Annotated in this window: 18 protein-coding genes, 1 tRNA gene and 1 pseudogene; 10 read left to right on the forward strand and 10 right to left on the reverse strand. The window is 58.7% G+C overall.

Going from position 1 to position 20,419, the window contains the following annotated elements:
* Nucleotides 1-54 precede the first annotated feature (54 nt).
* Entirely contained in the window at nucleotides 55-903 is an 849-nt protein-coding gene (locus KUF73_RS01195; RefSeq protein WP_218436221.1) for a LysR substrate-binding domain-containing protein, read from the reverse strand.
* A gap of 109 nt (nucleotides 904-1,012) precedes the next feature.
* On the opposite strand from KUF73_RS01195, the gene KUF73_RS01200 reads away from it, so the two are divergent.
* From KUF73_RS01200 to KUF73_RS01215, 4 genes are all read left to right on the forward strand, one after another.
* Nucleotides 1,013-1,717 (forward strand): haloacid dehalogenase type II, encoded by a 705-nt coding sequence (locus tag KUF73_RS01200; protein ID WP_218436222.1) that lies wholly within the window; start codon nucleotides 1,013-1,015, stop codon nucleotides 1,715-1,717.
* 15 nt (nucleotides 1,718-1,732) lie between these two features.
* A complete protein-coding gene (locus tag KUF73_RS01205; RefSeq protein WP_218436223.1) occupies nucleotides 1,733-2,509 on the forward strand; it encodes an aldolase in 777 nt (258 codons plus the stop codon).
* 75 nt (nucleotides 2,510-2,584) lie between these two features.
* On the forward strand, nucleotides 2,585-4,156 hold the full coding sequence (locus KUF73_RS01210) for a GGDEF domain-containing protein (RefSeq protein WP_218436224.1): 1,572 nt from the start codon (nucleotides 2,585-2,587) through the stop codon (nucleotides 4,154-4,156).
* A gap of 144 nt (nucleotides 4,157-4,300) precedes the next feature.
* Nucleotides 4,301-5,707, forward strand: coding sequence for a DUF1254 domain-containing protein (locus KUF73_RS01215; RefSeq protein ID WP_218436225.1), 1,407 nt, complete (start codon nucleotides 4,301-4,303; stop codon nucleotides 5,705-5,707).
* 59 nt (nucleotides 5,708-5,766) lie between these two features.
* Here the strand turns inward: KUF73_RS01215 and KUF73_RS01220 are convergent, their stop codons facing one another.
* Both KUF73_RS01220 and KUF73_RS01225 read right to left on the reverse strand, forming a co-directional pair.
* Nucleotides 5,767-6,087 carry a hypothetical protein gene (locus tag KUF73_RS01220; protein WP_218436226.1) on the reverse strand — a complete coding sequence of 107 codons (321 nt, stop codon included), beginning with the start codon at nucleotides 6,085-6,087 and terminating at the stop codon, nucleotides 5,767-5,769.
* 212 nt (nucleotides 6,088-6,299) lie between these two features.
* Complete coding sequence (locus KUF73_RS01225) at nucleotides 6,300-6,887, reverse strand: GNAT family N-acetyltransferase (protein WP_218436227.1); 588 nt, start codon at nucleotides 6,885-6,887, stop codon at nucleotides 6,300-6,302.
* Between the two features lie 125 nt (nucleotides 6,888-7,012).
* Here KUF73_RS01225 and KUF73_RS01230 point away from each other — a divergent pair, with 125 nt between their 5' ends.
* On the forward strand, nucleotides 7,013-7,807 hold the full coding sequence (locus KUF73_RS01230) for an exodeoxyribonuclease III (RefSeq protein WP_218436228.1): 795 nt from the start codon (nucleotides 7,013-7,015) through the stop codon (nucleotides 7,805-7,807).
* Nucleotides 7,808-7,920: 113 nt separating this feature from the next.
* The gene (locus KUF73_RS01235; RefSeq protein ID WP_218436229.1) at nucleotides 7,921-8,748 is read left to right on the forward strand and encodes an arylamine N-acetyltransferase; all 828 of its coding nucleotides are present in this window, start codon (nucleotides 7,921-7,923) and stop codon (nucleotides 8,746-8,748) included.
* 64 nt (nucleotides 8,749-8,812) lie between these two features.
* Here the strand turns inward: KUF73_RS01235 and KUF73_RS01240 are convergent, their stop codons facing one another.
* Nucleotides 8,813-9,139 carry a BrnA antitoxin family protein gene (locus KUF73_RS01240; RefSeq protein ID WP_218436230.1) on the reverse strand — a complete coding sequence of 109 codons (327 nt, stop codon included), beginning with the start codon at nucleotides 9,137-9,139 and terminating at the stop codon, nucleotides 8,813-8,815.
* Nucleotides 9,140-9,142: 3 nt separating this feature from the next.
* A pseudogene (locus KUF73_RS31575) lies at nucleotides 9,143-9,259 on the reverse strand (BrnT family toxin); the annotation flags it as partial.
* Between the two features lie 301 nt (nucleotides 9,260-9,560).
* Between KUF73_RS31575 and KUF73_RS01250 the strand changes: the two are divergent.
* Nucleotides 9,561-11,078 carry a nucleobase:cation symporter-2 family protein gene (locus tag KUF73_RS01250; protein ID WP_218436231.1) on the forward strand — a complete coding sequence of 506 codons (1,518 nt, stop codon included), beginning with the start codon at nucleotides 9,561-9,563 and terminating at the stop codon, nucleotides 11,076-11,078.
* Between the two features lie 200 nt (nucleotides 11,079-11,278).
* Here the strand turns inward: KUF73_RS01250 and KUF73_RS01255 are convergent.
* Nucleotides 11,279-11,354, reverse strand: a tRNA-Asn gene (locus KUF73_RS01255).
* A 227-nt stretch (nucleotides 11,355-11,581) separates the two neighbouring features.
* On the opposite strand from KUF73_RS01255, the gene KUF73_RS01260 reads away from it, so the two are divergent.
* Nucleotides 11,582-11,812, forward strand: a complete 231-nt coding sequence (locus KUF73_RS01260; protein WP_008007186.1) for a hypothetical protein — start codon at nucleotides 11,582-11,584, stop codon at nucleotides 11,810-11,812.
* Here KUF73_RS01260 and KUF73_RS01265 read toward each other — a convergent pair.
* Entirely contained in the window at nucleotides 11,809-12,018 is a 210-nt protein-coding gene (locus KUF73_RS01265; protein ID WP_218436232.1) for a hypothetical protein, read from the reverse strand. The two genes, KUF73_RS01260 and KUF73_RS01265, sit on opposite strands and share 4 nt — an antisense overlap.
* A gap of 262 nt (nucleotides 12,019-12,280) precedes the next feature.
* Nucleotides 12,281-13,477: an amino acid aminotransferase gene (locus tag KUF73_RS01270; protein ID WP_218436233.1), complete on the reverse strand. Its 1,197-nt coding sequence runs from the start codon at nucleotides 13,475-13,477 to the stop codon at nucleotides 12,281-12,283.
* Between the two features lie 352 nt (nucleotides 13,478-13,829).
* On the opposite strand from KUF73_RS01270, the gene uvrB reads away from it, so the two are divergent.
* Nucleotides 13,830-15,845 carry an excinuclease ABC subunit UvrB gene (gene uvrB, locus KUF73_RS01275; RefSeq protein ID WP_218436234.1) on the forward strand — a complete coding sequence of 672 codons (2,016 nt, stop codon included), beginning with the start codon at nucleotides 13,830-13,832 and terminating at the stop codon, nucleotides 15,843-15,845.
* A gap of 109 nt (nucleotides 15,846-15,954) precedes the next feature.
* Here uvrB and KUF73_RS01280 read toward each other — a convergent pair whose 3' ends face one another.
* Nucleotides 15,955-17,505, reverse strand: a complete 1,551-nt coding sequence (locus tag KUF73_RS01280) for an MDR family MFS transporter (RefSeq protein WP_218436235.1) — start codon at nucleotides 17,503-17,505, stop codon at nucleotides 15,955-15,957.
* Nucleotides 17,495-18,544 carry an HlyD family secretion protein gene (locus KUF73_RS01285; protein ID WP_218436236.1) on the reverse strand — a complete coding sequence of 350 codons (1,050 nt, stop codon included), beginning with the start codon at nucleotides 18,542-18,544 and terminating at the stop codon, nucleotides 17,495-17,497. The genes KUF73_RS01280 and KUF73_RS01285 overlap by 11 nt, the downstream gene beginning before the upstream one ends.
* A 220-nt stretch (nucleotides 18,545-18,764) precedes the next feature.
* Here KUF73_RS01285 and gltX point away from each other — a divergent pair, with 220 nt between their 5' ends.
* On the forward strand, nucleotides 18,765-20,246 hold the full coding sequence (gene gltX / locus KUF73_RS01290; RefSeq protein ID WP_218436237.1) for a glutamate--tRNA ligase: 1,482 nt from the start codon (nucleotides 18,765-18,767) through the stop codon (nucleotides 20,244-20,246).
* The last annotated feature ends 173 nt before the right edge of the window (nucleotides 20,247-20,419 follow it).

A 20,419-nucleotide genomic window follows, 5' to 3' on the forward strand; every position in this document is an offset into this window, starting at 1 on the left:
TGCGCTGCGTCATGTCTGCGACACAAGGGTGACAAATCATTTCCTGGCGGCGCTTCAGCTTTGCTTGGGTGCCAATTCCATCCGTAGAAACTCCACCAGCGATCGTTGCAATCCGCTCAGCACGCCCTCGCGGCTGATCAACGCTAACTCTGTCGGAGGAAGGGGCGGCAGATCGGTGCAGAGGCGGTGCTCGGGCAGCACCGCCGAAACGGGCAGCACCGAAATGCCCAGCCCGCAAGCGACCGCGGCCTGAATGCCCGTCAGGCTGTGACTGCCGAACGCAATCCGCCACGGCCGCTGCGCCACGTCCAGCAGGCGGATGGCCCGTTGCCGATAAATGCATCCTTGGGGGAACAGCGCCAGCGGCAACACACCGTTGGCAGAGTCTGCGTCCGCACCTTTGACCCACACCAACGGCTCTGGCCACGCCGCCAAACATGGACCGCTGTCCGGCTCGCGCTTGATCAGTGCAATGTCGAGGTCACCGCTGGCGAGTTTCTGTTTGAGATCGGTGCTCATGCCGCTGACCGTTTCCAGGCGCGCCCGGGGTTGTTCGCGGTTGAACCCGGCAAGGATCAGTGCCATGCGCCGGGCGTCGAAATCTTCCGGCACGCCAATGCGCAGGATTTCCAGATCGACGTCGCAGGCCAGGGCCTCCACTGCCTCAGAGGACAGCGCGAGCAAGCGCCGCGCATAGTGAATCAGCATTTCGCCGTGCTCGGTGACGCTGATGTTCTGCCCGGTGCGGTCGCGCAGCAGCAGCGAATGCCCGACCAGCTCTTCGAGCTTTCGCAGCTGTTGACTTACAGTCGATTGAGTCCGGTGCACGCGCTCGGCGGCGCGGGTGAAGCTGCCTTCGTCGACCACACAAACGAAGGTTTTCAATAGTTCGAGATCGAGCACAGCGGCCTCACTTGATATTTGTTTTATGACTTACAGCTGGCTAATTATTTAATTTCACACTATCACCAGGCGCTCGTAATCTGAAGGTCACACTTCAGAGGATGCTCCCATGTCACTCCAAAACACCCCCCGCCCGGAATGGCTGACCTTCGATTGCTATGGCACGCTGATTCAATGGGATGAAGGCTTGAAAGCGGTGGTGGCCGAGATTTTGCGCGATAAGGGCGAACACACCGTCGATGTCGAGCGACTGATTGAAGTCTATGACCGCCACGAACATCGCCTGGAACAAATCCCGCCGCATCGCTCGTTCCGCCAATTGAGTACGCTCGGTTTGCAACTGGCCCTGGAAGAGCTGGATTTACCGAGCGCCCCCGAAGACAGCCCGCGCCTGGCCGCAGCGATTCCGCGGATGCCGCCGTTTCCCGAAGTGATCGCGACGCTGGCGCAACTCAAGGACATGGGTTTCAAGCTGTGCATCGTCTCCAACACGGACGACGACATCATTGCCGGCAACGTCGCGCAACTCGGCGGGTATATCGACCGGGTCATCACCGCGCAGCAGGCCGGTGCCTACAAGCCGAATCCGCGCTTGTTTGACTACGCGCACCAGCAACTCGGTGTTACTCGCGGGCAAGTGGTGCACATTTGCGCGAGCCCCACCCTGGATCACACCGCCGCCCGCGACATGCATTTTCGTTGCGTGTGGATCGACCGAGGCACCGGTCGGCAATTACTGCCGGACTATCGACCTGATGCGATATTGAACACGCTCGATCAGGTGGTGCCCTTGTTTACATCCCTTGGCTGGTAATACGGAGTCATCGTCATGGCGCACACACTCGCAGGCAGTTCCCGTCCCGTGATTTACACAGGTCTCAATCTGGATTCCGAGGCTGCCATCACCGCTCGCACGGAGCTGGCGGCGTGCTTTCAATTGGCGGCGCGCCATGGTCTTGAAGAAGGGATCTGCAATCACTTTTCGGCCATGGTGCCGGGGCGCGACGATCTGTTTTTTGTGAACCCCTACGGCTATGCATTCGAAGAGGTCACGGCTGAAAATCTGCTGGTCTGCGATTTTCACGGCAGCGTGGTGGATGGCGAAGGCCAACCGGAGGCGACGGCGTTTTATATTCATGCGCGCCTGCATAAACAGTTGCCGCGGGTGAAGGTGGCGTTCCACACGCACATGCCGCACGCCACGGCGCTGTGCTTGCTGCAAGGCCCGCCATTGTTGTGGCTGGGGCAAACGGCGCTGAAATTCTACGGTCGCACCGCCGTGGATGAGGACTACAACGGCCTGGCCCTCGATGAGTCCGAGGGCGATCGTATTGCCCGTGTCATGGGCAACGCTGACATCCTGTTTTTGAAAAACCACGGGGTGATTGTCGCGGGGCCGACCATCGCGCAAGCCTGGGACGATCTGTATTACCTGGAACGTGCCGCCCAAGTGCAATTAATGGCAATGGCAACCCGGCGCGAGCTCAAACCGGTGGCCCATGACATCGCCCAGCGGGCCTATGAACAGATGCGTCTGGGGGATGCCGAAAGTGCGCGGGCGCATTTGCACAGTGCGATGCGGCGGTTGCAGCGTTCTGGCGGATAACCCCGTAGACTACGCGCACAAAAATTAAGGGCTTTTGGGCCGCTGCCCATGCATTGCCCTTAAAGGACGATTTTTTTGCCCACACGCGCGCACGACCCTCATCACACCCCCAACGTCGCATTGAAACGCATCCCGCTGCGCAAAGCCGCGGTGCTGTTCATTGTCACGGTGTGCCTGTGCCTGTGTGGTTTGCTTTATCTGCAACTGGAACAGTCCCGGCGCCAGGATCTGAGCCAGGCCCAGATCGCGTCATCGAACCTGACGCGGGCCATGGCGCAGCAAGCCGAAGACACGTTCATGAAGGCCGATCTGGTGCTAAGCAGTCTGGTGGACTGGATTCAGGTCGACGGTTTCGGCCCGCCCTTGAGGCCGCGATTGCAGAAAACCTTCGCCCGCCGGGTGCAGACGCTGGATCAATTGCACGGCATTTTTCTGTTCGACCAAAAAGGCCAGTGGGTCGTTACCTCGTTTGAAAATCTACCTCGCGGGCCGGGTGTGGCGGATCGCGAGTACTTCAAGTTTCACCAACAGAACGTGTCGTCCGTGGCGCACATCGGGCCGGCGATTCGCAGCCGGGAAAATGGCGAGTGGATCATCCCGATTTCCAAACGGATCAATGACAAGAACGGTCAGTTCCAGGGTGTGTTGCTGGCCGGGATCAAGATGTCGTACTTCGACCAGTTCTTCAAAAGCTTCAGCATCGACGACAACGGCTCGATGTTCCTCGGTTTGACCGATGGAACCCTGCTGGCGCGTCGGCCTTTTGTAGAGGCGCAAATCGGCACTTCATTGGCCCAGGGTGAAATTTTTCAGAACCTCCTGCCCAAGGCGCCTTCCGGGAATGCGATGTTCACCTCGGTGGTAGATGGCATCGTGCGGCTCTATGGCTATCGTCAGCTGGAAGCGTATCCGCTGGTGGTTTCGGCGGCCTCGTCCAGGGATTCGATTCTCGCAGGTTGGTATGCCACGGCGTTTCGCTCAAGCCTTATCGTTGCGCTGGTCATGTTGGGCGTGGGGCTGTTCGGTTGGGTGTTCATTCGTCAGGTGCGCGTCGGTGAGCAGGTCGAGGCGGATTTGCGCAAGGCCCAGGAAGCGCTGGAGTTGATCGCCACCCATGACAGTCTGACCGGCCTGGCCAATCGTCGACTGTTCGAGCGAGCGCTGGATATCGAATTCGGGCGCGGCGCCCGGCAGCACAGTTCGCTGAGCCTGGTCATGCTCGATATCGATTTTTTCAAGTGCTACAACGACACGTATGGCCATGTGGTGGGCGATCACTGCCTGGCCCAAGTGGCGCGAGCGGTGAAAGGTTGCTGCCATCGCAAGGCCGATTTGGCTGTGCGTTACGGCGGTGAAGAATTTGCGGTGTTGCTGCCCGACACTGACATCCACGGTGCCATGACCATCGCCGAACAAATCCGCCGCAGTGTCATGGACAAAAACATGAGTCATAAAGGATCGCCCACCGGTTACGTGACGGTCAGCCTCGGTTGCTACTCGTTTGTGCCGACGGGGCGCGACAGCATGGAAGTGTTCATCCAGCGCGCGGATGCGGCGCTATATCAGGCCAAGCATTCGGGGCGCAATCGCTCGGCCGTATTGTCAATGGAAGGTGGCGTCGAAGCGTTGATGCGCTCGGATCGCTGAAGCATTCCTAAGCCGCTGTTTCACCCGCGCAACACTTCGTTCAACCGACTGTCCGCCTGTCAAATCTTGTTCATTTGATCGTCTAGAGTTCCGTTAGATCTGCCGAGTCCGGCAGATCTCCCTATCGCACGGACGATCGCCAACATGTTGATAACTCAAGCATTGACAGCCGTTGCTCTGACCGTTGCAGCCTACGCTATGTTTCCGCTGGTCAGTCAAGCGCAAGCGAAAATCACATCTGAAGAAGCTCACGCGATTGGCGTTGATGCTTACATTTATTTTTATCCGTTGTTGAGCATGGATATCACCCGCAAGCAATTCACCAATATCGAGCCGGGCAAGGAATTCGGTAAAGGGCCGATGAACATGTTTGTGAACGTGCCGGAGTATCCACCGGCAAATTTCAAAGGGGTGGTGCGTTCGAATTTCGACACGTTGTATTCCATCGCCTGGCTCGACTTGACCAAAGAACCGTTGGTCATCGCCGCGCCGGACACCGCCGGGCGTTTTTATTTATTGCCGATGCTCGACATGTGGACCGATGTATTCGCTTCGCCGGGCTGGCGCACCACAGGGACCGAGGCGGCGCAGTTTCTGGTCACGGCACCGGGCTGGACCGGCACGGTGCCCGCAGGGCTGAGTCACCTGCCGGCGCCCACGCCTTTTGTCTGGGTCATTGGCCGCACCAAAACCGACGGTGCGGCGGACTACACGGTCGTGCACAAGATTCAGGCCGGTTATACCGTGACGCCGTTATCGCGGTTGGGCAAAGGTGCTGAACCAGTCAGCATCAAGATCGACCCCGCCGTGGACATGAAGACCCCACCGAAAATTCAGGTCGACTCGATGTCGGCAGCCAACTACTTCGCCTACGCTGCTGAACTGCTGAAAATGCATCCGGCGCACAGCACCGATCAGCCGATGGTGGCGCAGATGAAACGTATCGGCATCGAGCCCGGCAAGCCGTTCAACATGGATGCACTTGAGCCGGATATCAAAGCCGCGCTGCAGAGCGTGCCTGAAGAAGCCCAGGCGCTGATGAAATGGAAAGTGGAAACGCTGGCGCGAGTGGTCAACGGCTGGTCGATGAACACTGACACCATGGGCGTCTATGGCAACTACTATCTCAAGCGCGCGATCGTGTCTCAGGTGGGGCTCGGCGCCAATTTGCCCGAGGACGCGATTTACCCGTTGAACATCGGCGACGCCAACGGCAAGGCGCTCGATGGCGCGAACAGGTACGTGCTGCATTTCGCCAAGGGTGAGGCGCCTCCCGTGAACGCGTTCTGGTCGATCACGCTGTACGATCCTGAGGGCTTCCAGGTCGGCAATGGCCTCAACCGATTTGCTGTCAGCAGCTGGATGCCGTTCAAGAATAACGCCGACGGTTCGCTGGACATTTACTTCCAGAACGAAAGCCCCGGTAAGGATCTTGAAGCCAATTGGCTGCCAGCGCCCAAAGGCCCGTTCAACCTGACCATGCGGTTGTACGGGCCGAAGGCCGAAGCGTTGAATGGCAAGTGGAATCCGCCAGCAGTCACGCAGAAGTAAGTGTCAGGTAGGTACCATCAGCAGCCGACGGCGTTCTGTCATCGGCTGCCTTTTCGCGTTCAGCTGCCTGTTCCCCCGCCAGCACCGCCGGAGCCACCGCCCGCAGCGCCAGTGCCGCCCCCTGCGCCGGAACCACTGTTACCGGCATTGCCGCCTGCACCACTGGCATTGCCGCTCGATGAACCGGTGGCGCCGCCATCGCCGGCGTTACCACCGGATGGGGCAGCAGGGGTGTTGTCGGGCGGCATCACCGGACCACCGGTGGCACCGGATTTAGTGCCGGTTGCATCGGCACCATCGCCGGATGCGGCGTAGGTGGCCAGGGATGTGGCGGACAGCAGTCCGGCCAATAAAAGCGAAGTGAATTTGAAGTTCATCATGGTGCTTCTCCCAAAATGAGTCGTTCCCTGATGTTGGTGTGAAGGGAGGAGCGATTGGTGCCGGTTGGATGACGAGCGGTTACTGTCATCCATTCAACGCTGCGAAGAGCCTGTGGGAGCGAGCTTGCTGGCGAGGGCGGAGAGTCAGCCGCCATTGATTTACCAGGCCTGACGCCATCGCGAGCAGGCTCGCTCCCACTTTAGCGGGTGTGTCAGTCAGGAGCGTATTCAGCCAGCTTGTCTTCCAGACTCCGCCGCACTCGCGGCCATTCCTCGTCAATGATGCTGAACCGCACCGAGTTGCGCTTGCGTCCGTCGGGCATGATCCGTTCGTGGCGCACGATGCCTTCCTGTTGCGCGCCCAGCCGCAGGATCGCCTTGCGTGAAGCCTGGTTGTTTTCGTCGGTGGTGAATTGCACGCGTACGCACTCCAGCGCTTCGAAGGCATATCGCAATAACAGGTACTTGGCTTCGGTGTTGACGAAGGTTTTTTGCCAGCGGGCCGAGATCCAGCTGCTGCCGATTTCCAGTTTGCGGTTGAGCCGGTCGATCTTCCACAAACGGGTCGATCCGATGACCTCGCCGGACTCCTTGAGCACGATGACAAAGGGCAGCACCGTGCCGGCATCACGGCCATCAAGGGCTTTTTTGAGGTAGGCATCGACCGTGGTTTCAGAGGGCACGACGGTGACGGTGAGGTTCCACAACTCGCCATCGGCGGCGGCGTGTACCAGGGCGTCGGCATCGGTGTATTGCAGCGGGCGCAGGCTGATTCGGCTACCGTGCAGCGGGGTGTCCATGATGTTGAGTCTTCTCGGCAGGGCAGGCGTGGGGCGTCTATTACGCTGCACATACACCTGCCGACGCAACCACCGACAGGCATCGAGGTCACACCCTAACCACCCGGTCAAAAGGAACGGCGACCATGAAAAAATTGCGAATCGCGACGTTCAATATCAATGGCATGCGCGCCCGACTGCCGAACCTGCTGGCCTGGCTTGAGCGCGAGAAACCGGACATCGCCTGCTTGCAGGAGCTCAAGTCGGTGGACAGTGCATTTCCCGCCGCGCAGCTTGAGGCTATTGGCTACGGCGCGATCTGGCAGGGGCAGGCATCGTGGAACGGGGTGGCGATTCTGGCGCGGGATGCGCAGCCGCTGGAAAGTCGGCGGGGTTTGCCGGGAGACGACACCGATAGTCACAGTCGATATCTGGAAGCCGCCGTGCACGGGGTGCTGGTGGGATGCCTGTACTTGCCCAATGGCAATCCGCAGCCGGGGCCGAAGTTCGATTACAAACTGGCGTGGTTCGAGCGGTTGATCGCCTATGCAGAAAATCTTCAGGGCAGCGAGCATCCGGTGGTGCTGGCCGGTGACTACAACGTCGTTCCCACTGACCTGGACATCTACAACCCGCGGTCCTGGCTCAAGGACGCCTTGCTGCAACCCGAGAGCCGCGCGTGTTACCAGCGCCTTCTGGATCAAGGCTGGACGGACTCGTTACGACATCTGTATCCCGAGGATCGGCTCTATACGTTCTGGGATTACTTTCGCCAGCATTGGCAGAAAAATTCCGGGTTACGCATCGATCATCTGCTGCTCAACCCGGCCCTGAGTCCCTATCTGCAACAGGCGGGCGTCGATGCCTGGGTGCGTAACGAACCGCATGCCAGCGACCATGCGCCGACGTGGATTCAACTGGACTCGCGCAAGCGCCGTTGATTTTTTTGTGCAGGGCGATTGGCTAAATCAATTGTCGGCAGTACCCGATCGTCCCGTATACATAGCGCCCATCGGCGGAGCGATCCGCAGCCTCCGTGCATAAGGACTGAACGATGAGCGAGCCACGCCTGACGAACCCCACGTTGTACCTGCAACGCCTGGGCTTCGATACGCCTCCGGCACCGACCCTGGAAACACTACGCCAACTTCAACTGCGTCACACCGGCGCTTTCCCGTTTGAAAACCTCACCACATTGTCGGGTGAACCGGTGCTGATCGACTTGCCCTCAGTCGAGCGCAAAGTGCTGCACGAAGGGCGCGGCGGTTACTGCTACGAACTCAACAATCTTTACCTGGCGTTGCTCCAGGCATTGGGATTCGACGCTCGCGGTATCAGTGGCCGCGTGGTCATGGGCCAGCCCGAAGGCGCCTGGACGGCTCGCACGCACCGCTTGAGCCTGGTGACGCTGGATGGCATTCGCTATATCAGCGATGTCGGCTTCGGCGGCATGGTGCCCACCGCACCGCTGTTGCTCGATAGCCCGGCCGAACAATTCACCCCTCATGAGCCTTATCGCATCGAGCAGCACGTCGACGGCTATACGCTGCGCGCCAAGGTCGCGGACGAATGGCGAGCGATGTACATCTTCGATCTGCAACGCCAGGAGGACATCGATTACACCGTCGGCAACTGGTACGTCTCGACTCATCCCGAATCATCCTTCGCCAGGCAGCTGATGGTGGCGCGAACGGGGGAGGGCTGGCGCCGCACCCTCAACAACGGCAGTTTTGCGATTCATCGGATCGGTACCGAAAGCGAGCGTCGGCAGGTCGCCGATGTGCAGGAGCTGATCAATGTCCTGGAGAGCGAATTCGGGATTCGGGTGCCAACCAATGAGACATTGATCCAGACACTTGAGCGCTTGATCCAGCCGCAATAGGCGCTTGATCGTGCACACAAAAAAGGGGCAAATTGACGCAATCTGCCCCTTTTTTGCGCGTGATCTACGGCCGAACGTCAGGCTCCATCACGCGGCGAATTTCACTGAGGGCATCCGATAATTTTTTCTCAAGACTTTTCAGCTCGGAAGCGCTGATACCTTTTTTCAAGTGATTTGCCCTGCCTGGCTCAGAAGCCTTGTCTGGATCGGTCAACAATACCCGGCGCAAGGTGTTGTTGATCGCGGTCTGGTAACCATACCCCTCACTTTCCGCCAAGGCGCGCGCGGCCTCGATGACAACCTCATCGAGCATGATGGTAATCCGGACTTTGCCTTTGCTGGAGGCGACCGCCCCGCGCCTGGCATTACTGAAATCGTATTCATCTTCCATGGTTCAACCCTCCAGATACTGGCGCCGCTCGTTTTTGCTGGCGAGGCGCGCTGAAATAATTCGAACGAAATTCGGGTCACGGTAGGTGTGCGCAACGACCAGCAAGCGACCTTTGCCATTGGCTACGTTCTTTGCCTTGTTGATACTGAATTTCGAATGGCTTAGTTATGCATACTTTATATGTATTAAAACGGGGCCGACGATGACCGATGGTCGCCAGGAGCACAAAAGACTAGTGGGCGCAGGAGAATGGGACGCAAGGATGTATTTCAAGGTTTTAGGCGACGGTGTACACGATGGCAGGCGGCTTGCATGAACAACCGTTCATAATCTGACTGCCGAGTTGTATACAACTCTATAGACATTTGTCCTGAGTCTTGCATACAGTGTGCGCATAACAAAAACCAGGGAACCCCCTAACATGAAAACGCCCCATGTTTCACACCAACGGCCCGAAGACGAAAATCTAGGGATCGGCGCGAATATGGCTTACGGCCTGCAACATGTTCTGACCATGTACGGTGGCATCGTCGCCGTGCCTTTGATCATTGGTCAGGCCGCCGGGCTTTCGCCGGCGGACATTGGTTTGTTGATTGCTGCTTCATTGTTTGCGGGGGGGCTGGCCACGTTGCTGCAAACCCTCGGTCTACCGTTTTTTGGTTGTCAGTTGCCGCTGGTGCAGGGCGTGTCGTTCTCTGGTGTCGCGACCATGGTGGCGATTGTCAGCAGTGGCGGCGAGGGTGGGTTTCAGTCGATTCTGGGGGCGGTGATTGCCGCGTCCCTGATAGGCCTGCTGATCACCCCGGTGTTCTCTCGTATCACCAAGTTTTTCCCGCCGTTGGTCACGGGCATCGTGATCACCACCATCGGCCTGACGCTGATGCCGGTGGCCGCGCGCTGGGCCATGGGTGGCAACAGCCATTCGCCGGAATTCGGCAGCATGGCCAACATCGGCCTGGCGGCAGTGACGCTGGTGCTGGTGCTGTTGCTGAGCAAAATCGGCAGTGCGACCATCTCGCGATTGTCGATCCTGCTGGCCATGGTCATCGGCACCATCATCGCGGTGTTCCTCGGCATGGCCGACTTCTCGTCCGTGACTCAAGGCCCGATGTTCGGCTTCCCGGCGCCTTTCCACTTCGGCATGCCGACCTTCCACTTCGCCGCGATCCTGTCGATGTGCATCGTGGTCATGGTGACCCTGGTGGAAACTTCGGCGGACATTCTGGCGGTCGGTGAAATTATCGGCACCAAGGTGGACTCCAAGCGCCTGGGCAACGGCCTGCGTGCCGACATGCTGTCGAGTATGATTGCGCCAATCTTCGGCTCCTTCACCCAAAGCGCCTTCGCCCAGAACGTCGGCCTGGTGGCGGTGACCGGAATCAAGAGCCGCTTCGTGGTGGCCACGGGTGGTCTGTTTCTGGTGATTCTCGGTCTGCTGCCATTCATGGGGCGGGTCATCGCGGCGGTGCCAACTTCCGTGCTCGGTGGTGCCGGTATCGTACTGTTCGGCACCGTGGCGGCCAGCGGCATTCGTACGCTGTCCAAGGTCGACTACCGCAACAACGTCAACCTGATCATCGTCGCGACCTCCATTGGCTTCGGCATGATCCCGATTGCTGCACCGAACTTCTACGATCATTTCCCAAGCTGGTTCGCCACGATTTTCCACTCTGGCATCAGCTCTTCGGCAATCATGGCCATTGTGCTGAACCTGACCTTCAATCACCTCACGGCCGGCAACTCCGACCAGCAGTCGGTGTTTGCGGCCGGGACAGAGCGGGTTCTGCGTTATCAGGATCTGGCAGCGTTGCGCGAAGGGGATTACTTCAGCGACGGCAAGCTGCATGACTGCGATGGCAAGGAGATTCCGGTGGCGGAGCCGGCGCATGGTGTGGTTGACCCGCATCCGGTGGCGGCCAAAAGCAGTGAGCATGTCTGACCTGCACCGCGATTAAAAAAGGGCCGATCTGTTGAATAGACAGGTCGGCTTTTTTTTGTAGATCAAAACGATCGCAGCCTGCGGCAGCTCCTACACAGATCACATGCAGGAGCTGCCGAAGGCTGCGATCTTTTGCTTTTATGGCCGCCACAAAAAAGCCCCTGAATCTTTCGATTCAGGGGCTTTTCGGTATTGCTGTCTGGCTCCACGACCTGGACTCGAACCAGGGACCCAGTGATTAACAGTCACTTGCTCTACCAACTGAGCTATCGCGGAATGGCGCCTATGTTACTGATTCAAAAAGAGAAGTCAAGCATCGGATAGTAAGTTGATGGATTCATGGGGACGGACGGTGGTTTATCGGCGATTGGCGGTTACCAGAATCCCGTCAGGGGTCTACCATGGCCGCCCGGAAGTGGTTACACGCGCTGCCGGCCATTCGCCGAAAAGGTACGCGCCATGACTCACCCAACCATTACGCTTCGCAACTGCGGGGTGCTCGCATGAGCATCGCTCAAATCAGCCTGCCCAAAGGCGTCGGCCCGCACGCCGAAAAACTGTTCGATGCAATCACTCAAGCCAGTACGGCGGACGAATTGAATCGCGCGGGCGGCAAGGCCGAAGGTTTTGTCCTGGGCCTGGAAAGCACCAAGGCGATCAAGAGTCAGGTCGCTGAGTCGCTGTATGTCGCCTATGACGACGCCGCCAGTCAGCGCGCGACCGAACTGGCCTAGCCGCCGAAGGTAAAGGTGCCGAGCATCAGTTTGGCGTAGAGCGCCGTGGCGCCCAATTGCACCAGCCATAAGGCCAGGCCGCCGAGAAATACGCCGGCGGCCACTTGCATCACCAGGTTGTTGCTGCGTTTGGCCGAGGTGCGGGGGATGAAATCATCCAGGTCGTCGCGGTCATCGCGGTCGGCGCGTAGGTCATCGTTTTTCATGTGGGTTCTCAAAAAAATTCTCGGATATACACAAAACCTGTAGGAGCAGCCGGTCGACGCTCGATTGCTCGCGAAAAACCTGAAGGCGACACGTACGTCCAGAAAGTACCGTCATCGTTAACGCCTATCGCCAGCAAGCTGGCTCCTACAAGGAATAGATGTGTGCAGTCTAGGGGGCTTGGCCGTCGAGTTGAGAGATATCTGCGACAAATAAAAAACGGGAAGCCCCAAAGGCTTCCCGTTTTTCGTATCGCAGCGAGACTCAGATCACCTGAACAATGGCGTCCGTCACAACCTTGATGTTGCTCTGGTTCAACGCCGCCACGCAGATGCGGCCGGTATCCAGAGCGTAGATGCCGAACTCGTTGCGCAGACGGGTCACTTGCTCAACCGTCAGGCCCGAGTACGAGAACATGCCGCGCTGACGTCCGACGAAGCTGAAATCGCGCTGAGGCGCTTTTTGTGCCAGCAGGTCGACCATCTGGGTACGCATGCCGCGAATGCGCAGGCGCATTTCCGCCAGTTCCGCTTCCCATTGGGCGCGCAGTTCCGGGCTGTTCAGCACGGCGGCAACGATGGTGGCACCGTGAGTCGGCGGGTTGGAGTAGTTGGTGCGGATCACGCGTTTGACTTGCGACAGGACGCGCGCGCTTTCTTCTTTCGATTCGCTGACGATCGACAGGGCACCAACGCGTTCGCCGTACAGCGAGAAGGATTTGGAGAACGAGCTGGAAACGAAGAAGGTCAGGCCCGATTCGGCGAACAGGCGCACGGCAGCGGCGTCTTCATGAATGCCATCGCCGAAGCCCTGGTAAGCCATGTCGAGGAATGGCACGTGACCTTTGGCTTTCACTACTTCCAGAACGTTATTCCAGTCCGCCGGGCTCAGGTCCACGCCGGTCGGGTTGTGGCAGCAAGCGTGCAACACAATGATCGAGCCGGACGGCAGGGCGTTCAGGTCTTCCAGCAAGCCAGCGCGGTTTACGTCATGGGTCGCGGCGTCGTAGTAGCGGTAGTTCTGCACCGGGAAACCAGCGGTTTCGAACAGCGCACGGTGGTTTTCCCAGCTCGGGTCGCTGATCGCCACAACGGCGTTCGGCAGCAGTTGCTTGAGGAAATCGGCACCGATTTTCAGTGCGCCCGTACCACCGACAGCCTGGGTGGTGATGACCCGGCCAGCGGCGATCAATGGCGAATCATTGCCGAACAGCAGCTTTTGCACGGCCTGGTCGTAGGCAGCGATGCCGTCGATTGGCAAGTAGCCCCGGGAAGCGTGTTGAGCGACGCGAATCGTTTCGGCTTCGACAACGGCGCGCAGGAGTGGAATTCGCCCCTCCTCGTTGCAGTAAACACCGACTCCCAGGTTGACCTTGTCGGTACGGGTATCGGCGTTGAATGCTTCGTTGAGGCCCAGGATTGGATCGCGTGGTGCCATTTCGACAGCGGAGAACAGGCTCATTTTTGCGGCGGCTCTGAATGGAGAGTGGAGGGACGTGTCGCGCTCCAGCCGAATGCACTAGAGCGGTGCACAAACGGGGAGCTAGTATAGAGGCCATCTGCGATTGATGGCGACAGACGATTCGGCTTTTACGGTAAGTTTTTCCGATTATTTTTCGACCGTTAGTCGATTGTCTGCATCAAAGACTTCATGGGATGTAGGACGTTTGCCTTGAAAGCGAGGGCAATCGGCTCCACATTGAGCACAATCCAGTTTTTTCCCTCGGGCGACGTGTGTCGTTTGCGGTCTATCTCGTTCCTGCCGATTTGACCGGGCTGGCGCGATTCCCTGCTCCGAGAACCGAGAGGTATACATGTCTGAATTCCAGCTAGTCACCCGCTTCGAACCCGCCGGCGATCAGCCGGAAGCCATCCGCCTGATGGTCGAGGGTATCGAGGCAGGGCTGGCGCACCAGACGTTGCTCGGTGTGACCGGCTCGGGCAAGACCTTCAGTATCGCCAATGTGATCGCGCAGGTGCAGCGCCCAACCCTGGTGCTGGCACCGAACAAGACGCTGGCCGCGCAGTTGTATGGCGAATTCAAGGCGTTCTTTCCAAACAACGCCGTGGAGTATTTCGTTTCCTATTACGACTACTACCAGCCCGAAGCCTATGTGCCGTCCTCAGACACCTTTATCGAGAAAGACGCCTCGATCAACGACCACATCGAACAGATGCGTTTGTCCGCGACCAAGGCGTTGCTGGAACGCAAGGACGCAATCATCGTCACCACGGTGTCGTGCATTTACGGTCTGGGCAGCCCGGAAACCTATTTGAAGATGGTCCTGCACGTGGATCGCGGCGATCGGCTCGATCAGCGTGAGCTGCTGCGGCGCCTGGCTGACCTGCAATACACCCGCAACGACATGGATTTTGCTCGTGCGACCTTTCGCGTGCGTGGCGACGTGATCGATATCCATCCGGCGGAATCCGATTTTGAAGCGATCCGCATCGAACTCTTCGACGATGAAGTGGAAAGCCTGTCGGCGTTCGATCCGCTGACCGGCGAAGTCATCCGCAAACTGCCGCGCTTTACCTTCTACCCGAAAAGTCACTACGTGACGCCCCGGGAAACCCTGATGGGTGCAGTGGAAGGGATCAAGGTCGAATTGAAGGAGCGCCTGGAATACCTGCGCTCCAACAACAAATTGGTGGAAGCTCAGCGCCTGGAGCAGCGCACCCGTTTCGATCTGGAGATGATTCTCGAACTGGGTTACTGCAACGGCATCGAAAACTACTCGCGCTATCTGTCCGGCCGGGAAGCTGGCGCGCCGCCGCCGACGCTTTATGACTACTTGCCAGCCGACGCCTTGCTGGTGATCGACGAATCCCACGTCAGCGTGCCGCAAGTCGGCGCCATGTACAAAGGTGACCGCTCGCGTAAGGAGACGCTGGTCGAATACGGCTTCCGTTTGCCATCGGCGCTGGATAATCGGCCGATGCGTTTCGATGAATGGGAAAGCATCAGCCCGCAAACGATTTTCGTCTCGGCGACGCCGGGTAACTATGAAGCCGAGCACGCTGGGCGCGTCATTGACATGGTGGTGCGTCCGACCGGGCTGGTGGACCCGCAAATCGAGATCCGCCCGGCGCTGACCCAGGTCGACGACTTGCTGTCAGAAATCGGCAAGCGTGTGGCATTGGAAGAGCGGGTGCTGGTTACCACATTGACCAAGCGCATGGCAGAAGACTTGACCGACTATCTGGCCGACCACGGCGTGCGCGTACGCTATCTGCACTCGGACATCGACACCGTGGAGCGGGTCGAGATCATTCGTGATTTGCGCCTGGGCACTTTCGATGTGCTGGTGGGGATCAACCTGCTGCGTGAAGGTCTGGACATGCCCGAGGTGTCGCTGGTGGCGATCCTCGATGCCGACAAGGAGGGCTTCCTTCGTTCCGAGCGCTCGCTGATCCAGACCATCGGTCGCGCCGCGCGTAACCTCAATGGTCGGGCGATCCTTTACGCTGATCGCATCACCGGTTCCATGGAGCGGGCGATCGGCGAAACCGAGCGGCGACGCGACAAACAGATCGCCTTCAACCTGGCCAATGGCATCACGCCTAAAGGCGTGTTCAAGGACGTCGCCGACATCATGGAAGGCGCCACCGTGCCGGGTTCGCGCAGCAAAAAGCGCAAGGGCATGGCCAAGGCCGCCGAGGAAAACGCCAAGTACGAAGCCGAATTGCGCTCACCGGGCGAAGTCGCCAAACGGATCAAGGCGCTGGAAGAGAAGATGTACCAGCTCGCTCGCGATCTGGAGTTTGAAGCAGCGGCGCAGATGCGTGATGAGATAACAAAGTTGCGCGAGCGGCTGATCACGGTTTAATGCAGACACTGTAGGAGCTGCCGAAGGCTGCGATCTTTTGATTTTGCTTTTTAAGAATCAACGTCAAAAGATCGCAGCCTTCGGCAGCCCCTACATGGTTTGCGTGAGATCAGTGGGCTTCACCAGCCTTGAGCCCCTCAGGCAACTTTCTGGTCAACAACACCGCCAGCATGCTGATCCCCAGCGCAATCCCGACAAAATGAAACGCATCGTTGTAGGCCATGATCGACGCCTGTTGATGGGCGATCTCACTGAGTTTGCCCAGCGCTGCCGTTTCACTGCCCAGCCGATCGGTCAACGAAGCAATGCGCTCGGCCACCTGCGGATTGCTCGGCACAATGGATTCGCGCAAATAATCAAAGTAAGTCTTGGTCCGCGCATCCAGCAGCGTGGCGAGCAGGGCGATGCCGATGGCACCGCCGAGGTTGCGCAGGATGTTGAACAGGCTCGATGCCGAACCCGCATCCTGCGGCAGGATGTACGCGGTGGCGATCAGCGAGATGGTCACCATGATCAAGGGCTGGCCCAGTGCGCGGATGATCTGGATCTGGTTGAACTGCGGCCCGGCGAAATCCGGGTTCAACACCCCCGATGAAAAACTCGCCAGCCCGAACAGGCCGAAGCCCAGCGTGCACAGCCATTTCGGCGAGATGTATTTCATCAGCTTGGGCACCAGCGGGATCAGAAACAGCTGCGGCACGCCCATCCACATGATCACTTCGCCGATTTGCAGGGCGTTGTAGTTCTGGATCTGCGCCAGGTACAGCGGCAATAGATAGATCGAACCGTACAAACCGACCCCCATGCCGACACTGGAAATGCTCGACAGGCCGAAGTTGCGATTACCGAGGATGCCGAGGTTGATCAGCGGATTGGGTTTGGAAAACTGCACGATCACAAAAGTGATCAGGCTGATCAGTGCGATGCTGCCCAGGGTCACGATCAGGTCGGATTCGAGCCAGTCCTTGCGATGGCCTTCTTCGAGAAACACCTGCAAACAGCCGAGGCCGACGCCGAGGGTAACGATGCCGGCGTAGTCGGTGCTTTTCAGCAATTCCCAGTGCGCTTCTTTCTTTTCCAGGCCGTACATCAGGCCGGCGATCATGATCAGGCCGGGCGGGATGTTGATGTAGAAAATGTATTCCCAGCCCCAGTTTTCCGTCAGCCAGCCGCCCAGCGTCGGGCCAATGGACGGCGCGAACGTGGCGGTCATGGCAAACATGGCCATGCCCTTGGCGCGGTGATGTTCGGGGAGTTTGATCAGGGTGAGGGTGAACGCCAGCGGAATCAGCGCGCCACCGGTAAAGCCCTGCAAGGCGCGGAAGACGATCATGCTCTCCAGGCTCCAGGCCATGGAGCAGAGCAGCGAGGCGAAGAGAAACCCCAGGGACACCCAGACTGCCAGGCGCCGCGCTGAGAGCAACTGCACCAGCCATGCAGTCAGCGGGATCATGATGATTTCCGCCACCAGGTATGAGGTGGAAATCCACGAGCCTTCTTCCAGAGTGGCCGACAGCGCGCCCTGAATATCCTTGAGGGACGAGTTGGTGATCTGGATGTCGAGCACCGCCATGAAGGCACCGAGCATCACGCTCATTACGGCTATCCAGTCCCGTCGCGTCGGTTCCCCGACGGGGCGGATCAGTTGATCACCGGCCATCGTCTGGGATGTCTTTGATGTTCACTTTGGCGGTGACCGACATGCCTGGACGAATTTTGCCGTGCAGCGGATTGTTCGCGGCAAAGGTCAGTTTGACCGGAATCCGTTGCACGACTTTAGTGAAGTTGCCCGTGGCATTGTCCGGCGGCAACAAGCTGAACTGCGCGCCAGACGCGGCGAACAGACTATCGACCCGCGCTTCGATGGGCGTGTCGCTGTAGGCATCGAAGGTCAGCTCGGCTTTCTGCCCAGGCTGCATGTGGCCGATCTGGGTTTCCTTGAAGTTGGCCTGAATCCAGATGTCTGCATCGGGCACGATCGACAGCAAGTAGGCGCCAGCCTGCACGAATTGACCTTCGCGGGCGGCACGCTGGCCGATCAGGCCGCTGATGGGCGCGTGGATTTCGCTGCGGGTGAGGTTCAGCTCGGCTTGGGCCAGGTCGGTTTTGGCGTTGGCAATTTGCGCATCGAGGCGTTTGATCTCGGCGGTCAGTGCATTGACTTGCTGGCGCTGGCCCTGGGCGTCTGCCTGGGCTTTGGCCAGTTGCGAGCGGGCGATGTGAGTGTCGGCGGAGAGGGTGGTTACGCGTTCCTCCGAGACGTAACCGGGTTTGCGCAAGGTTTCGGCGCGGGTCAAATCGATCTGCGAGCGACCCAGGCTGGCTTGGGTGGATGCGACTTGTGCATCACTGGCTGCGATCAAGCTGCCTTGTTGAGTCAGTTTGCTCTGGGCTTGCAGGCGTTCGGCTTCGCGGGTGGCGAGGGTGGCATTGGCGCGATCGACAGCGAGATGGAAGTCATCGCCTTCAAGCTTGATCAGCAGTTGGCCCTTCTCGACGTGCTGGTTGTCCTGCACCAGCACCTGATCAATGCGCGCGCCCAATTGACTCGATACGCGGGTGATTTCGCCCTGGACATATGCGTTGTCGGTGCTTTCATAAAACCGTCCCTTGAAAAACCAATGGGCAAAAAAGCCCCCGGCGATCAGCAGGACAATCAACAGGAAAATAGACAGGCGACGCTTGAGTTGGGCAGGCATGGGGCAAACTGTAGTCGAGAAATTGTCAGGAAAGTTATCAGCAGGCGAATCTGGCATACAGCTGATAAACGGTAAATGCCGTCGCCTGATATTCGGCCATTCACCGCGCCATACGGGCGTTGTAGACGCAACCTTGGCTTAAATGCCCTGTTCGCTGGAGCCGGGCGGGTTACGCCTGTTACCATTCGCCCTTTGTTTTATCTTTATTTCGAGACTTGCCATGACCACCGTCCGCACTCGCATCGCGCCATCGCCTACCGGGGACCCCCATGTAGGTACCGCTTACATCGCATTGTTCAACTACTGCTTTGCCAAGCAGCACGGCGGTGAGTTCATCCTGCGGATTGAAGACACGGACCAATTGCGTTCGACCCGCGAGTCCGAACAGCAGATTTTCGACGCCTTGCGCTGGTTGGGCATCGACTGGAGCGAAGGCCCGGACGTTGGCGGCCCGCACGGTCCATACCGTCAGAGCGAGCGTGGCGATATTTATCAGAAGTACTGCCAGCAATTGGTCGAAATGGGTCATGCCTTCCCGTGCTTCTGCACCGCTGAAGAGCTGGACCAGATGCGCGCCGAGCAAATGGCTCGCGGCGAAACTCCGCGTTACGACGGTCGTGCGCTGTTGCTGTCGGCGGAAGAAGTCGCGCGTCGCCTGGCCGCCGGCGAGCCGCACGTGATCCGCATGAAAGTGCCGAGCGAAGGCGTCTGCGTGGTGCCGGACATGTTGCGTGGTGATGTCGAAATCCCGTGGGATCGCATGGACATGCAAGTCCTGATGAAGACCGACGGGCTGCCGACGTACTTCCTGGCCAACGTGGTTGACGATCACCTGATGGGTATCACCCACGTATTGCGTGGCGAAGAGTGGCTGCCATCGGCGCCGAAACTGATCCTCTTGTACGAATACTTCGGCTGGGAACAACCGGAGCTGTGCTACATGCCGCTGCTGCGTAACCCGGACAAGAGCAAGCTGTCCAAACGCAAGAACCCGACCTCGGTGACCTTCTATGAGCGCATGGGCTTCATGCCGGAAGCGATGCTCAACTACTTGGGTCGGATGGGCTGGTCGATGCCGGACGAGCGCGAGAAGTTCTCGCTGCAGGAAATGGTCGACAATTTCGATCTCAAGCGTGTTTCCCTTGGTGGGCCGATTTTCGACATCGAGAAACTGTCGTGGCTCAACGGCCAGTGGCTGCGTGATCTGCCGGTGGAAGAGTTCGCCAGCCGCTTGCATACCTGGGCGCTGAACCCTGAGTACATGATGAAGATCGCTCCGCATGTGCAGGGCCGGGTTGAAACCTTCAGCCAGGTAGCACCGCTGGCCGGGTTCTTCTTTGCCGGGGGGGTAAGCCCGGATGCCAAGCTGTTCGAATCGAAGAAGCTCTCGGGTGACCAGGTTCGTCAACTGATGCAGTTGATCCTGTGGAAACTGGAAAGCCTGCGTCAGTGGGAGAAGGACAGCATCACCGCAACGATCCAGGCCGTCGTCGAATCCCTGGAACTGAAGCTGCGTGATGCCATGCCGCTGATGTTCGCCGCGATCACTGGCCAGGCCAGCTCGGTCTCGGTACTCGACGCGATGGAGATCCTCGGTCCGGACCTGACCCGTTTCCGTCTGCGCCAGGCCATTGACCTGCTGGGCGGCGTGTCGAAGAAAGAAAACAAGGAATGGGAAAAGCTGTTGGGCAACATCGCCTGAAAGCCTCTGTAGGAGCTGCCGCAGGCTGCGATCTTTTGACTTTGGCTTTCTGATGCAAGATCAAAAGATCACAGGCTTCGCCAGCTCCTACAGGTCCGTGTGACCCCGAGGTTGCCGTTTTTAGGGGGGAGGGCGGTAAGTGATTGTTATGTCGGCAAAAAACTTTGAAATAT

The sequence above is a fragment of the Pseudomonas sp. PD9R genome (genome assembly GCF_019200975.1).
GTDB lineage: Bacteria > Pseudomonadota > Gammaproteobacteria > Pseudomonadales > Pseudomonadaceae > Aquipseudomonas.